Source organism: Streptomyces bobili, from assembly GCF_002154575.1.
Classification (GTDB): domain Bacteria; phylum Actinomycetota; class Actinomycetes; order Streptomycetales; family Streptomycetaceae; genus Streptomyces; species Streptomyces bobili.
This window is the reverse complement of sequence record NZ_MUBA01000306.1, coordinates 1-13,131: the sequence shown is the minus strand read 5'-3', so window position 1 is coordinate 13,131 and position 13,131 is coordinate 1. Positions and strand designations below refer to the sequence as shown.

Annotated in this window: 14 protein-coding genes; 10 read left to right on the top strand and 4 right to left on the bottom strand. The window is 73.1% G+C overall.

The window, feature by feature from the left end; translation table 11 throughout:
* Position 1 precedes the first annotated feature (1 nt).
* The 7 genes from BZL64_RS24060 to BZL64_RS24030 are packed head-to-tail and all read left to right on the top strand — an operon-like array spanning position 2 to position 7,653.
* Positions 2-1,027 (top strand): NAD-dependent epimerase/dehydratase family protein, encoded by a 1,026-nt coding sequence (locus tag BZL64_RS24060; protein WP_086771279.1) that lies wholly within the window; start codon positions 2-4, stop codon positions 1,025-1,027.
* Entirely contained in the window at positions 1,015-2,298 is a 1,284-nt protein-coding gene (locus BZL64_RS24055) for a DUF4910 domain-containing protein (RefSeq protein WP_086771278.1), read from the top strand. The genes BZL64_RS24060 and BZL64_RS24055 overlap by 13 nt, the downstream gene beginning before the upstream one ends.
* Complete coding sequence (locus BZL64_RS24050) at positions 2,295-3,593, top strand: MATE family efflux transporter (protein ID WP_425276064.1); 1,299 nt, start codon at positions 2,295-2,297, stop codon at positions 3,591-3,593. Before BZL64_RS24055 ends, BZL64_RS24050 begins: the two co-directional genes overlap by 4 nt.
* Positions 3,590-4,537 carry a glycosyltransferase family 2 protein gene (locus BZL64_RS24045; protein ID WP_086771276.1) on the top strand — a complete coding sequence of 316 codons (948 nt, stop codon included), beginning with the start codon at positions 3,590-3,592 and terminating at the stop codon, positions 4,535-4,537. The genes BZL64_RS24050 and BZL64_RS24045 overlap by 4 nt, the downstream gene beginning before the upstream one ends.
* Complete coding sequence (locus tag BZL64_RS24040; RefSeq protein ID WP_086771275.1) at positions 4,534-5,757, top strand: polysaccharide pyruvyl transferase family protein; 1,224 nt, start codon at positions 4,534-4,536, stop codon at positions 5,755-5,757. Before BZL64_RS24045 ends, BZL64_RS24040 begins: the two co-directional genes overlap by 4 nt.
* Positions 5,754-6,305: a dTDP-4-dehydrorhamnose 3,5-epimerase family protein gene (locus BZL64_RS24035; RefSeq protein WP_086771274.1), complete on the top strand. Its 552-nt coding sequence runs from the start codon at positions 5,754-5,756 to the stop codon at positions 6,303-6,305. The genes BZL64_RS24040 and BZL64_RS24035 overlap by 4 nt, the downstream gene beginning before the upstream one ends.
* A 7-nt stretch (positions 6,306-6,312) precedes the next feature.
* Positions 6,313-7,653, top strand: coding sequence for a glutamate-1-semialdehyde 2,1-aminomutase (locus BZL64_RS24030; RefSeq protein ID WP_086771273.1), 1,341 nt, complete (start codon positions 6,313-6,315; stop codon positions 7,651-7,653).
* 12 nt (positions 7,654-7,665) lie between these two features.
* On the opposite strand, the gene BZL64_RS24025 is transcribed toward BZL64_RS24030, so the two are convergent.
* A complete protein-coding gene (locus BZL64_RS24025; protein WP_086771272.1) occupies positions 7,666-8,364 on the bottom strand; it encodes a phosphatase PAP2 family protein in 699 nt (232 codons plus the stop codon).
* Between the two features lie 313 nt (positions 8,365-8,677).
* Between BZL64_RS24025 and BZL64_RS24020 the strand changes: the two genes are divergently transcribed.
* Positions 8,678-9,316 (top strand): sugar O-acetyltransferase, encoded by a 639-nt coding sequence (locus BZL64_RS24020; protein ID WP_086771271.1) that lies wholly within the window; start codon positions 8,678-8,680, stop codon positions 9,314-9,316.
* Positions 9,317-9,319: 3 nt separating this feature from the next.
* Here BZL64_RS24020 and BZL64_RS41290 read toward each other — a convergent pair whose 3' ends face one another.
* From BZL64_RS41290 to BZL64_RS24010, 3 genes are read right to left on the bottom strand one after another with little or no spacing between them, the layout of a single operon-like run.
* A complete protein-coding gene (locus BZL64_RS41290; RefSeq protein WP_244205465.1) occupies positions 9,320-9,943 on the bottom strand; it encodes a DUF418 domain-containing protein in 624 nt (207 codons plus the stop codon).
* A 33-nt stretch (positions 9,944-9,976) separates the two neighbouring features.
* Positions 9,977-10,540 (bottom strand): DUF418 domain-containing protein, encoded by a 564-nt coding sequence (locus tag BZL64_RS41285; protein ID WP_244205464.1) that lies wholly within the window; start codon positions 10,538-10,540, stop codon positions 9,977-9,979.
* Complete coding sequence (locus tag BZL64_RS24010) at positions 10,537-11,574, bottom strand: alpha/beta hydrolase family protein (RefSeq protein WP_244205463.1); 1,038 nt, start codon at positions 11,572-11,574, stop codon at positions 10,537-10,539. The genes BZL64_RS41285 and BZL64_RS24010 overlap by 4 nt, the downstream gene beginning before the upstream one ends.
* 133 nt (positions 11,575-11,707) lie before the next feature.
* Here BZL64_RS24010 and BZL64_RS24005 point away from each other — a divergent pair, with 133 nt between their 5' ends.
* Positions 11,708-12,373, top strand: coding sequence for a GNAT family N-acetyltransferase (locus BZL64_RS24005; protein ID WP_086771269.1), 666 nt, complete (start codon positions 11,708-11,710; stop codon positions 12,371-12,373).
* Positions 12,370-13,131, top strand: a 762-nt coding sequence (locus tag BZL64_RS24000; protein WP_244205462.1) for a transcriptional regulator, incomplete at its 3' end; no start/stop codon positions are given. The genes BZL64_RS24005 and BZL64_RS24000, both read left to right, overlap by 4 nt.

Sequence of the window (13,131 nt, the reverse complement as noted above, 5' to 3'; positions counted from 1 at the left end):
TGTGCGCGTACTGCTGACCGGACATCAGGGCTACCTGGGCACCGTGATGGCCCCGGTCCTCACGGCCGCCGGACACGAGGTCGTCGGCCTCGACTCCGGCCTGTTCGCCGACTGCGTCCTGGGCCCGGCGCCCGACGACCCGCGGGGGCACCGGGTGGACCTGCGCGACGTCACGGCCGAACACGTGGCCGGGGTGGACGCCGTGATCCACCTGGCCGCGCTCTCCAACGACCCGCTGGGGTCTTTGGCGCCGGACCTCACCTACGACATCAACCACCACGCCTCCGTACGCCTCGCCCGGCTGGCCCGTGACGCGGGAGCGCGGCGCTTCCTGTACGCGTCGACCTGCTCGGTGTACGGCGCGGCCGGCGGTGACGGTCTGGTGACCGAGGACGCCCCGCTGCGCCCGGTGACCCCGTACGCGGAGTCCAAGGTGCGGGTCGAGGACGACCTGCACGCCCTCGCCGACGGCGACTTCACGCCGGTGTACATGCGCAACGCCACCGCCTTCGGCTACTCGCCCCGGCTGCGCGCCGACATCGTGCTGAACAACCTGGTGGGCCACGCACTCCTGTCCGGCGAGGTTCTGGTTCTCTCCGACGGCACCCCCTGGCGCCCGCTGGTGCATGCCGCCGACATCGCACGGGCCTTCACGGCCGCGCTGACCGCGCCGCGCGAAGCGGTCCACGACCGGGCGTTCAACATCGGCAGCGAGGTCAACAACGTCACGGTCGCCGAGATCGCCGAGCAGGTCGCCGAGGCGGTGTCCGGCGCGAAGGTGGTGATCACCGGGGAGAACGGGGCCGATCCGCGGTCGTACCGGGTGGACTTCGCCCGGTTCCGCGCCGCGATACCCGGCTTCGACTGCGAGTGGACGGTGAAGCGGGGCGCGCTCGAACTCGCCGACGCCTACCGCGAACACGGTCTGACGCAGGAGGACTTCGAGCGGCGCTTCACCCGCCTCGCCGTGCTGCGCGCCGCGTCCGACGCCGGCGCCGTCGACGACACCCTGCGGTGGCGCCGATGACAGCGCCCGGCGAGGAGATGCACGCGCTGGTGGAGCGGCTGTACCCGCTGTGCCGGAGCATCACCGGCGACGGGGTGCGCGCCACCCTGGACATCGTCGGCGAGTACCTCCCGCTGCGGGTGCACGAGGTGCCGACGGGAACGCAGGTGCTCGACTGGACGGTGCCGCAGGAGTGGAACATCCGGGACGCGTACATCGCCGACGCCGCCGGCCACCGGGTCGTCGACTTCGCCGCGTCCAGCCTGCACGTCCTCGGCTACAGCGTGCCGGTGTCGGCGACCATGCCACTGGCGGAGCTGCGCGAACACCTGCACACCCTGCCGGACCAGCCGGGCTGGGTGCCGTACCGCACCAGTTACTACAAGCCCGCATGGGGGTTCTGCCTGGCCCAGGAGACGCTGGACGCCATGCCCGACGGCGAGTACGAGGTCCGCATCGACTCCACGCTCGCCGACGGCCACCTCACCTACGCCGAGCACGTGGTCCCCGGGCAGGTCCCCGACGAGGTGATCGTCTCCTGCCACGTCTGCCACCCCTCGCTGGCCAACGACAACCTGGCCGGCATCGCGGTGGCGACGTTCCTGGCGCGGGCGCTGGCGGAGCGGACGCCGTACTACACCTACCGGTTCATCTTCGCGCCCGGCACCATCGGCGCGATCACCTGGCTGGCCCGCAACGCCGAGCGGGTGGAGCGGGTCAAGCACGGTCTGGTGCTGGCCTGCGCCGGCGACCGGGGGCAACTGACGTACAAGCAGAGCAGGCGCGGCGACGCCGAGATCGACCGGGTGATGCGGCACGTACTGGCAGCCTCCGAACGCCCGCACCACATCACCGAGTTCACTCCGTACGGCTACGACGAGCGGCAGTACTGCTCGCCCGGCTTCGATCTCGGCGTGGGCTCGCTCACCCGCACCCCGTACGCCGGCTACCCCGAGTACCACACCTCGGCGGACAACCTGGACCTCGTCTCCCCGGAGGCGATGACGGACACGCTCGCCGTCTGCCGTGAGGCGTTCGCCGTCCTGGACCGCAACCGGCAGTACGTCAACCTCAGCCCCTACGGCGAACCACATCTGGGCCGACGCGGGTTGTACGACGCGCTCGGTGGCCGCAGCGACACCAAGCAGGCCCAGATGGCCATGCTCTGGGTGCTCAACCTGTCCGACGGCGAGCACAGTCTGCTGGACGTCGCCGAGCGGTCCCGGCTGCCGTTCGGTGCCGTCGCCGCCGCGGCCGACGCGCTGCACGGCGCCGGGCTGATCAAGGCATGACGCCGATGACCACCGAGGGGGAGAAAGCGACGAGGCGGGCCGGCTCGGCCCGGCGGGCCCTCGTCGGCCGGCTGTCCTGGGGCCTCGCCGACCAGGCGGCCTCCAGCATGACCAACTTCGCGGTGGGCATCTATGTGGCGCGCTCGCTGGGCGTGACCGCGTTCGGCGTGTTCAGCCTGGCCTGGGTGACCTACGGCGTGGTGCTCAGCGTGTCGCGCGGTCTGGCCACCGACCCGCTCGTGGTGCGCTTCAGCGGGGTGCCGGACGCGTCCTGGCGGGGGGCGGTGGCCCGGTCGTCGGGTACCGCGCTCGGCGTCGGTGTCGCCATCGGCGTGGCGTGTCTGGTGGCCGGACTCGCTGTCGGCGGTCGCGTGGGGCCCGCGTTCGCCTGCCTCGGCGTGATGCTGCCGGGACTGCTGCTCCAGGACGCCTGGCGGTACTCGTTCTTCGCCGCCGGCACCGGGCGGAAGGCATTCGTCAACGACCTCGTGTGGGGCGTCGCCCTCGTCCCGGCCCTGGTGGTGGCGGCCCGTCAGGGCAGCGTGGCCGCCTTCGTGCTCGCCTGGGGCGCGTCCGCGACCGTGGCCGCCGGGTACGGCTGCCTCCAGTCCGGCATCCGGCCCCGGATGACCGGGGCGCGCGGCTGGCTGCGCGAGCAGCGCGATCTCAGCTACCGGTACCTCGTCGAGAACGTCGGCGTCAGCGGCGCGAGCCAGCTGCGGGCGTACGGGCTCGGCGCGATCGTCGGGGTCGGCGCGGTGGGGGCGATCCGGGGCGCAGAGCTGCTGCTCGGCCCGTTCCTCGCCGTGCTGATGGGACTCTCCCTCGTCACCGTCGCGGAGGCGGCCCGGGTGCTGCGGCGGGCCCCGCACCGGCTGGCCAGGTTCTGTCTCGTGCTCGGCGCCGGGCAGGCCGTCGCCGCGCTGCTCTGGGGCGCGGCGCTGCTGCTGGTGCCGGGCAGGCTCGGCGAGCTGGTGCTCGGTGACGTCTGGGACTCCGCCTCGGCGCTCATCGTGCCGGCCGCGCTCGGCGTCGCGGGCGCCGGTCTCGGCACCGGCGCGGCGGCCGGACTGCGCGCGCTCGGCGCGGCCCGGCGCAGCCTGCGCAGCCAGCTGTTCGCCTCCGCCTGCTATGTCGGCGGCGGTCTCGGCGGGGCGGCCGTGGCCGGCACGGCCGGCTCGGCCTGGGGCGTCGCCGCCGCGACCGTGTGCAGCTCGGCCGTGTGGTGGCTTCACCTGCGCTCCGCCCTGCGCGAGCGCCGTCACAACCCGATTCCCGAAGTGAGGACCTCATGACCGCGCAACCCAGGCTGAGCATCGGCCTGCCCGTGTACAACGGCGAGGAGTACCTCGCCGAGGCGCTCGACGCCCTGCTCGGCCAGACCTACGAGGACTTCGAGCTGGTCATCTCCGACAACGCCTCGACGGACGGCACCCAGGACATCTGCCGCAGGTACGCCGCGAAGGACTCACGCATCCGGTACGTGCGGCTGGCCCGCAACATCGGCGCCGCCCCGAACCACAACTACGTGTTCACCGAGTGCCGCGGCGAGCTGTTCAAGTGGGCCTCGCACGACGACCTGTACGCCCGCGACCTGCTGCTGCGCTGTGTCGAGGCGCTGGACGAGCGGCCGGACGTGATCCTCGCGCACAGCGGACAGGCGGTCATCGACGGCGAGGGGCGGGTGAAGGTGCCGTACGAGTACGGGCTGTCCACCGACTCGCCCCACGCCCCGGAGCGCTTCCGCAGTCTGCTGTTCGAGCCCGGTGGCGACGACTTCTACGGGGTGATGCGGGCCGACGTGCTGCGCCGGGTGAAGCCGCACGACAGCTACCACCACGCGGACCGCACGTTCGTCGCCGAGATCACCCTGCACGGGCCCTTCCACCAGGTGCCGGAACTGCTGTACTTCCGCCGCGACCACCCCACCCGCGCCGAGCGGGCGAACCCTTCCAAGCGTTCCCGCTGCGTCAACCTGGACCCGCGCCGGGCGGGCCCGCTGCACCCGCCGCCCCGGCTGCTCGCCGAGTACGTCTGGGGCTTCGTCTCCGCCGTCCGGCGGGCGCCGCTGACCCCGGCCGACCGGCGCGCGTGCTACCGGCACCTGGCCGCGTGGATGACCAGCCGGGTGCGGCCCGGCGCCGGCGAGCGGGTCGAGGACCGCGCCCCGGTCGACGCCGGCCGGCTCGGCGTCTCCGTCGACGCGGTCGTCGCCGGCCGTGAAGGCAGGCAGGCGTGACGGCTGCCCGCGTGGGGGTGTTCGGCCTGCTCGGCTCCGGCAACCTCGGCAACGACGGCTCGCTGGAGGCCGTGCTCGGCTACCTGCGTGCCGAGCACCCGGAGGCGGTGGTGGACGCGCTGTGCGGCGGACCCGAGGTCGTCGCGGCCCGCTACGGCATCCCCGCGACGCGGCTGCACTGGTACCGCGGCGAGTACCGGACCGCGTCACGTGCGGGCGCGATCGCCGGGAAGGGCCTGGGCAAACTCGTCGACGCCGTCCGCACCGCCGCCTGGGTGCGCCGGCACGACGTGGTGATCGTGCCGGGCATGGGTGTCCTGGAGGCCACGCTGCCGCTGCGGCCGTGGGGCTTCCCCTACTCGCTGTTCCTGCTCTGCGCGTCCGGCCGGCTGCTGCGCACCCGGGTCGCGCTGGTCGGCGTGGGCGCGGACGCGATCAGCGACCGGCCCACCCGGGCCCTGGTGCGCCGGGCGGCGCGGCTGGCCGCGTACCGGTCGTACCGTGACGCGCTGTCCCGCGACGCGATGCGGGCGATGGGCGTGGACACCTCGCGCGACGAGGTCTACCCGGACCTCGCCTTCGCCCTGCCGACGCCGACGCCCACGGCGATCGCGCCCTCGGGTCCGCCGGGTCCGGTCTGCGTCGGGGTCATGGACTTCCACGGCGGCAACGACGACCGCGCGCGGGCCGAGGAGATCCACCGGCGCTACCTCGACGGGACGACCCGGTTCGTCCGCGCGCTGGTCGAGGACGGCAGGCCGGTCCGGCTGCTCACCGGCGACGCGTGCGACGCCGCGGTGGTCGCCGCGATCCTCGACGCGGTCGACTCTCCGCTGGTCACGGCCGCCGAGGCGGCCTCGCTGGCCGACCTGATGAAGGAGACGGCTGCCGCCGACGCCGTGGTAGCCACCCGCTACCACAACCTGGTCTGCGCGCTGAAGGCCGGCACGCCGACGCTGGCGCTCAGCTACGCGGCGAAGAGCGACGCGCTCATGGAGTCGATGGGGCTCGGCGCGTACTGCCACCCGGCGCGCGAGGTCGACGCCGACCGGCTGCTCGAACAGTTCCGGTCGCTGGAGGGGAGGGCGGCGGAGCTGCGGCAGACCCTGGCCGAGCGGAACCTGGCCGCCACCCGGCAACTCGGGGACCAGTTCACGGCCTTGACCGCGGCCCTCTTCCCGGCGGCCGACCACGCCCACACCCTGCGGGAGGCCTCATGAAGGCGACCGACGTCCCGGCGATCGCCGGCGCGTACCTGTTCGAGCCGACGCCCTACGCCGACGAACGCGGCTTCTTCTGCCGCACCTTCGACGCCGACGTGGTCCGCTCGGTGGGCCTCGACCCGGACGCCTTCGTCCAGGACAGCCTGTCCCGCTCGGTCCGGGGCGTACTGCGCGGCCTGCACCTGCGCTCGGGCGCCGGCGAGGCCAAGCTCGTGCGGTGCTCGTACGGGAGGATCTTCGACGTCGTCGTGGACCTGCGGCCCGACTCGCCGACGTACCGCGGCCGGGCCTTCTTCGAGCTGTCCGGCGAGACGCAGGCGACCCTGTACATCCCGGCGGGGTGCGCGCACGGCTTCCAGGCGCTGACCGGGACCGCCGACACCTCGTACCGCATCGACCGGCCGCACGATCCGGCCGAGGACGTGACGATCGCCTTCGACGACCCGGAGCTGGCCATCCCCTGGCCGCTGCCGGTCGCATCGATGTCCCAGCGGGACCGGGAGGCCCCCAGCCTCGCCGAGGTCCTGAAGTCGAAGGAGAGTTGAGGTCGGCGTGGCCCCCGAAGACACAGACACCGAAGAGTTCCGGCTGCCCCGGTCGCGGAGGGCGAACGAGCGGCTGCACGCCCTGATCCCCGGCGGCGCGCACACGTACGCCAAGGGCGACGACCAGTACCCGGAGAACCTGGCCCCGGTCATCAGCCACGGCCACGGCGCCCATGTGTGGGACATCGACGGCAACCGCTACATCGAGTACGGCTCCGGGCTGCGGTCGGTCAGCCTCGGCCACGCCCACCCCCGCGTGACCGAGGCGGTGCGACGGCAGCTCGACCGCGGCAGCAACTTCGTGCGGCCGTCCGTCGTGGAGGTCGAGGCGGCGGAACGCTTCCTGGCGACGGTACCGACCGCCGAGATGGTGAAGTTCGCGAAGAACGGCTCGGACGCCACGACCGCCGCGGTGCGCCTCGCCCGCGCGGCCACCGGACGCGCGCGGGTGGCCCTCTGCGCCGACCATCCGTTCTTCTCCGTCGACGACTGGTTCATCGGCACCACGCCGATGTCCGCCGGAGTCCCGGCGGCCACCGAGGACCTGACGGTGGCGTTCCCTTACGGGGACCTCGCCGCCACGGAGGAGTTGCTCACCCGGTACCGGGACGAGGTCGCCTGCCTGATCCTGGAACCCGCCACCCACACCGAGCCGCCGCCCGGATACCTCGCCGGCCTGCGCGAGCTGGCCGACCGGCACGGCTGCGTGCTGGTCTTCGACGAGATGATCACCGGCTTCCGCTGGTCCGAGGCGGGCGCCCAGAGCCTGTACGGCGTCGTCCCCGACCTCTCCACGTTCGGCAAGGCGCTGGGCAACGGCTTCGCCGTGTCCGCGCTGGCCGGGCGCCGCGCCCTGATGGAGCTGGGCGGGCTGCGTCACTCCGGCGACCGGGTGTTCCTGCTGTCCACGACGCACGGTGCCGAAACGCACTCCCTGGCAGCCGCAATGGCCGTGCAGACCACCTACGTCGAGGAGGGCGTCACCGCACGGCTGCACGCCCTCGGCGAGCGGCTGGCCGCCGGGGTCCGTGACGCCGCGGCCGCCATGGGCGTCGGCGACCACGTCGTCGTCCGGGGCCGGGCCAGCAACCTGGTCTACGGCACCCTCGACGAGAACGGGCAGCCGTCGCAGGAGTACCGCACCCTGTTCCTGCGCCAACTCCTCGCGGGCGGGGTGCTGGCCCCGTCGTTCGTGGTGAGCAACGCGCTCGACGACGCCGACATCGACCGGACCGTGGAGGTGGTGGCCCAGGCCTGCGCCGTGTACCGCAAGGCGCTGGACGCGGCCGACCCCACTCCCTGGGTGGCCGGGCGGCCGGTGAAGCCCGTGTTCCGCCGCCGGGCGTGACGTGACACGTCGTCAGTGGGTCCGGTGCCGACCGGCGTCGGCCGTCCGGTCGGCCCGCCGGTCCGCGAGCCGGTCGGCGGTCCGGTCGGTCAGCCACGCGGTCGCCGGGGTCACGGCCAGCGCGGTGCACCAGCCGCCGAGGACGTCGGTCGGGTAGTGCGCGCCCAGGGCGACCTGAGCCCAGCCCATGGGGGCGCCGGCGACCAGCGCGGCGGCGAGCACGAGTGAGGTGCCGGCCGTCCTGCCCAGGGAGAGCCGACCGGTCGCGAGCAGCGCCACCACGAGGGCGAGCGCGGTGAGGAAGGCGGTGTGCCCGCTCGGATAGGACAGGTTGGCGTCGCCGTGGATGGTGCGTCCGACCAGGTGCTTGAGGAGCGTCGCCGTCCCGACCGCCATGCCGACGGCGGCGACGGCGAACACGGCCGCGCGGGGACGCCGAAGCAGCAGGCAGGCCGTCACCGTGGCCGCGACCAGGATCACCGCTCCGGCGGGCTCCCCGAGGAAGTCCGTGGCCAGAGCGGCGTACCGCAGGGGCGGCCGCACGCTGTCCGCCGTCGGCCGGACGACCCACGTGTCCAGCCCGCCCGGCTCGCTGTGGCCGGCGTACAGGATGCCGAGCACGACGACGACCAGCGCGGCGAGGGCCGCGGCCGTCCCGAGCCACGGGCGCAGCGGTGGGGGCAGCACCGCGGACGCCGGCCGGCCGGTCACCGGCCCGCCCTCGTGCCGTACGGCGCCCCGTACCGCCCCCCGTGCCTCAGCCGCCGGTGATCGGCCCGCCGGCTCCCCCGCGCACTGCCGCGCGGTAAGAGCGCCTCCAGCCGATTCCACGTCGCGTTCGTCAGATCATCACGGCCCATGCGGCCAGCCTGCCCCAACACCGGTCCGGCGTCAGGAGATCAGGGACGCGCGACGCTCCCCCGTGTCGGACCGGACGGTTGACGGACTGCCGGCAGGGGAGTCTTCGCCTGGGAGAGCGGGTCGGTCCAGTGCCCGCGGAACCGGATGAAGGGAGCGTCCCGCTGTGACGGACGCGTACAACGAGGAAGTGCTCGCCCGGATCGCCGAAGGGCTCGTCTACACCGAGTCGGAAGCGGCTTTCCAGAGTTACCGGCGCCGGACGGAGCAGATTTTCGCGTACAACCACACGCCTCCGGGTGAGGCGGAGAGGCGTCGGTCACTGCTGCTCGCCATCTTCGGCTCGGTCGGTGAACGCACGGTGCTGCTGCCGCCGTTCCACGCCGGGTTCGGCAGCAACGTCCACCTCGGCGACGACTTCTTCGGGAACGTGAACCTCACGTTCGTCGACGACGTCGACATCCGTATAGGCGACGGCGTCATGATCGCTCCCAGCGTGACGCTGACCACGACGGGACACCCGGTGCATCCCTCGCGCCGAGTCGACTTCGGGCGCTTCTCCGAACCGATCGTCATCGAGGACAAGGTGTGGATCGGCAGCAATGTGGTGGTCCTGCCCGGCGTCCGGATCGGCTACGGATCGGTCATCGGTGCCGGCAGCGTCGTCAGCCGCAGCATTCCCCCGATGACCGTCGCACTCGGAACACCGTGCCGTGTGGTCCGCGACATCACGGACGACGATCTCACCACCCGCATGGCCAAGTCGGACCACGACGACGACCGCGAAGGGGACCGGGTCGGATAGCGGTCAGCGCGGGCCGGCCTCGCCGCGGCGCAGGGGCGGCCGGGTCAGGGTCGTCCAGGCGCGCAGGAGCCATTCCAGGGGGCCGTAGCGGTACCGGCGCAGCCACCAGTGGCTCGCGACGGCCTGTGCGGTGAAGAGCAGGAGGGCGATGGCCAGGACGCCCGGAGGAGACACGTCGCCGACGAGGGCCGCGCCGTAGCCGGTGAACAGCAGGGCGCAGACCAGGGACTGGGTGAGGTAGTTGGTCAGGGTCATGCGGCCCGCCGGGGCGAGCGACGCGACGAGCCGGTCCCCGTGCCGGCCGCAGGTGAGCCGGAGAACCGTCGCCGCGTAGGCGGCGGCCAGCAGTGGCGCGGTGACGACGTCGATGCCCAGGGCGAGGATCTGGTAGGCGCCGCCCGGGTGCTCCAGACTGGCGTGTGCGTACACGGCACCGCCGACCAGCCCCAGCGTGAAGCCCGTCCACTGGAGCCTGCCCAGTGTCCCGCGATGGCGTGCGATGTCCGCGAGGGCCTGGTGCCTTCCGGCGGCGAGGCCGAGGAGGAAGGCCGCCAGGGCGGCCGGGGCCTGGAAGAAGACCAGCAGGAGCAGCACGTCGGGCAGCTGCTCCAGATGGGCGGCGACCACTGATGCCGGGCCGCCGCGCAGCGCCTCGGCGGCCTACTCGGCACCGGCCGCCGCGGCCGGGTCCACTCCGGAGCCACCCGCCGCATGGACGCGGAGCGCGAGCACGGCGTACGCGGCGGCGGTGACGGCGAAGAGGGCGACGGCGACGCGCACGGCGGTACGGGGCCGCAGCCGACGGACGGCCAGCAGGATCAGGCCGAGCACCGCGTACGTGGTGAGGATGTCGCCGGGAAAGAGCAGGACCACGTGCAGGACGCCCAGGGTGAACAGGCCGGCCAGGCGCCGAAGGAAGCGGGAGGCGAAACGTGCTCCCTGCCGCTCGGCGGAGGAGAGTTGGAGGGTGAAGCTGTAGCCGAACAGGAACGAGAACAGCAGGAAGAACTTGGCCTCGAAGAACACCGCGACGAACCATCGGACCGCGTTGTCCCGCGGCGAGGCGAAGCCGGGGTCCTCCAGCCCCGTGCCGTGGTAGGCGGAGGCCAGATAGCCGATGTTGACGATGAGGATGCCCAGCAGCGCGAAGCCGCGCAGGGCGTCGACGTGGGCGAGGCGTGCGCCGGCCGCCCTGGACTCAGGCGCGGTGGTCGCGGTGGTCACTCGGTCCCCTTGCGGTCGGTGATCCGCGCGACGAAGTCGCGCTGGTGGGCGAGGAATCCGGCGGCGTACAGGCGCCGGGGGGCGAAGACGGCGGTCAGGGTGAGGCGCGGCTGCGAGTTCTCGACCGAGTCGTCGACCAGGGAGTGGGTGGCGTCGGGGTAGTGCCGCACCGTGAGGGAGGCGAGCGGCAGGATGCGGCGGTAGGCGGCCTCGGTGTCGGCGACGTCGACGTTGACGTCGTGACCGGCCAGCACCAGGAGCGTGGGGGTGCCACGCATGGCGCGCAGGTCCTCGCTCGCGTTGGAGCGGTAGTTCTTGGCGATGAACCGCCAGCGTTCGGCGGTCATGCCGTCGGTGTCGGCGACCGCGGCGCGGTACTGCTCGAAGGTCGCGCCCTCCCGCAGCAGGCGCAGGGTCCTCTCCCGTCGTCGCAGCGCCGTTCGCGTCTCGTCCTGGGTGGCGCCGTCCCTGCGCAGTTCGGCGAGGAGGTTGTAGCGCCCCTGCTGTTGCCAGTCGACGGCCGGTGAGACCGCGATGACGAACCGGACGGCGCGGTCGCGGGCCGCGACTTTGGGCAGCACCCACCCGGCCTGGCTGGCGCCCCAGAGGCCGACGCGCCGGCCGTCGATGTCGGGACGTGTACGGGCCCAGGCGATCGCGGCGAGGGTCTCCTGCGCGCGGTCGTCCATGCTCTGGTCCTGCCAGTCTCCCTCGGAGGCGCCGACGCCGGGCTTGCTGAGGGAGAGCGAGGCGTAGCCGGCCTTCGCGAAGGACTCCCACAGGGGCCGGTAGAAGGTGTCGTGGGTGGCGTCGACGGGCCCGTCTCCGTGGACGAGGACCACCAGGCCGAACGGGCCGTCGCCGTGCTGCGGCCTCGCCAGGACGCCGTCCAGCAGCCGCCCGTCGTGGCGCACGGTGACGCGCTCTTCCCGTAGCGCGTAGGTGTTCTGCCAGATCGCGACACCGCCGGTCACCGCGCCGGCCAGCAGGACGGCGACCAGCGACCACACGAGGACGCGTCGGCGACGCCGCACACGTGACGTCGTTCTTCGGTTCATCTCTCCCCCAGAAAACTATCAACTTCAATACGTTCGTTTCCAGAATGAACGTAGTAAGGTTGATAGCGCAAGGGCGGGTGTCCCGACCCGCCGCACGGAAGGAACACCGATGGAGCCGACGGACACCCCGAAGAGGGGACCCGAGCCGCAGGACGTGGACGGTCCGGGGGTGCGCAGGGGCGTGCCCAGGGGCAGTGAGACACGTGTGGCCGCGCTGTACTGGGAGGCCTTCGGACGCAAGCTCGGCGCCGCCCTCAACCCGCCGGACAAGGCCCGCGCCTTCCTCGCGGCCCACCTCCACCACGACCGGGGCGTGGTCGCCCTCGTCGACGGCGAGGTGGCGGGGGTGGCCGGCTACCAACTCGCCGAACGCGGCCTGACGGGCGGCGGCGCCGCCGACGTCCTGTCCACGTACGGGACCCTGCGCGGACTGCCCCGCCTGGCCGTTCTCGCCCTGATGGAACGGCGAGCCGCCGACGGCGAACTCGTGATGGACGGCATCGCCGTCGCCCCGGAGCACCGCGGCAAAGGCATCGGCGGCCTCCTGCTGCGCGAGATCACCGCCGTGGCCGCCGATCACTCCTGCCGGCGGGTCCGCCTCGACGTCATCGACGTCAACCCGCGGGCCCGCGCCCTGTACGAACGGCACGGCTTCGTCGCCGTCCACACCGAGAAGACCCCGTACCTGCGCGGCCTGATGGGCTTCGGCGCCGTCACCACCATGCACCGGCCCGTCACGCCGGCCGCCCCGACGAACCGTCAGGAGGTTCGATGAGCGCCCTCCCGAACACCCCGCCGAACGCACGGGCCGAAGCGGACGGCACGGCCCCTGTGCCCGTCCCCACCCGACTGCTCGTCCACGCCCTCGTCCGCGAGGACGGCACCGTCGACTCCGGTGAGCTGTACGCCGTCGCCGGTCTCCTGGGCATGACCGACCAACAGGTCCGCCTCTGCGTCAAGCGGCTCGTCGCCGAGGGCCGCTTCACCCACGAAGGCCGCGGACGCAAGGCCCTGTTGAGGGCGGTAGCCGACGCCACCGGCTCGATCGCCCCCAACGTCGCCTACGTCCGCCACGCCTACCGCCAGGACCACGGGCTCGCCGCCTGGGACGGCGTCTGGCACCTCTTCGCCTTCGCCATCCCCGAGTCGAGCAGGACCTCCCGCGACACCCTCCGCGACACCTTGCGTCACCTCGGCGCCGCCCCGGTCCAGAGCGGCCTCTACGTCAGCGCGAACCCCATCGAAGAACTCGTCGAGGCCCAGGCCCGCCACCTCGACGTCGCCCACGCGGTCACGTTCCTCACCAGCACCGACCTGCGCGTCGGGGGCGTCGACGACCCGCCCGCCCTGGCCGCCGCACTCTGGCCCCTGGACGACATCGCCGCCCGCCACGACCGCCTCGCCGGCCTCGCCCAGGCCTGCCTCGACCGGCTCGCGCTGCCGGAACGCCCCACGGGACCCGAGCAGTTGGCCATGGCCATCCAGCTCGCCGCGGCCTTCACCCACGCCATGGAACCGGACCCCCTCCTGCCC

What these genes read in the sequence shown, in the direction of transcription:
- BZL64_RS24005 (WP_086771269.1), top strand. Translation starts at nt 11,708, where the DNA reads ATGGAGCCGACGGACACCCCGAAGAGGGGACCCGAGCCGCAGGACGTG.
- BZL64_RS24045 (WP_086771276.1), top strand. Translation starts at nt 3,590, where the DNA reads ATGACCGCGCAACCCAGGCTGAGCATCGGCCTGCCCGTGTACAACGGC.
- BZL64_RS24050 (WP_425276064.1), top strand. Translation starts at nt 2,295, where the DNA reads ATGACGCCGATGACCACCGAGGGGGAGAAAGCGACGAGGCGGGCCGGC.
- BZL64_RS24035 (WP_086771274.1), top strand. Translation starts at nt 5,754, where the DNA reads ATGAAGGCGACCGACGTCCCGGCGATCGCCGGCGCGTACCTGTTCGAG.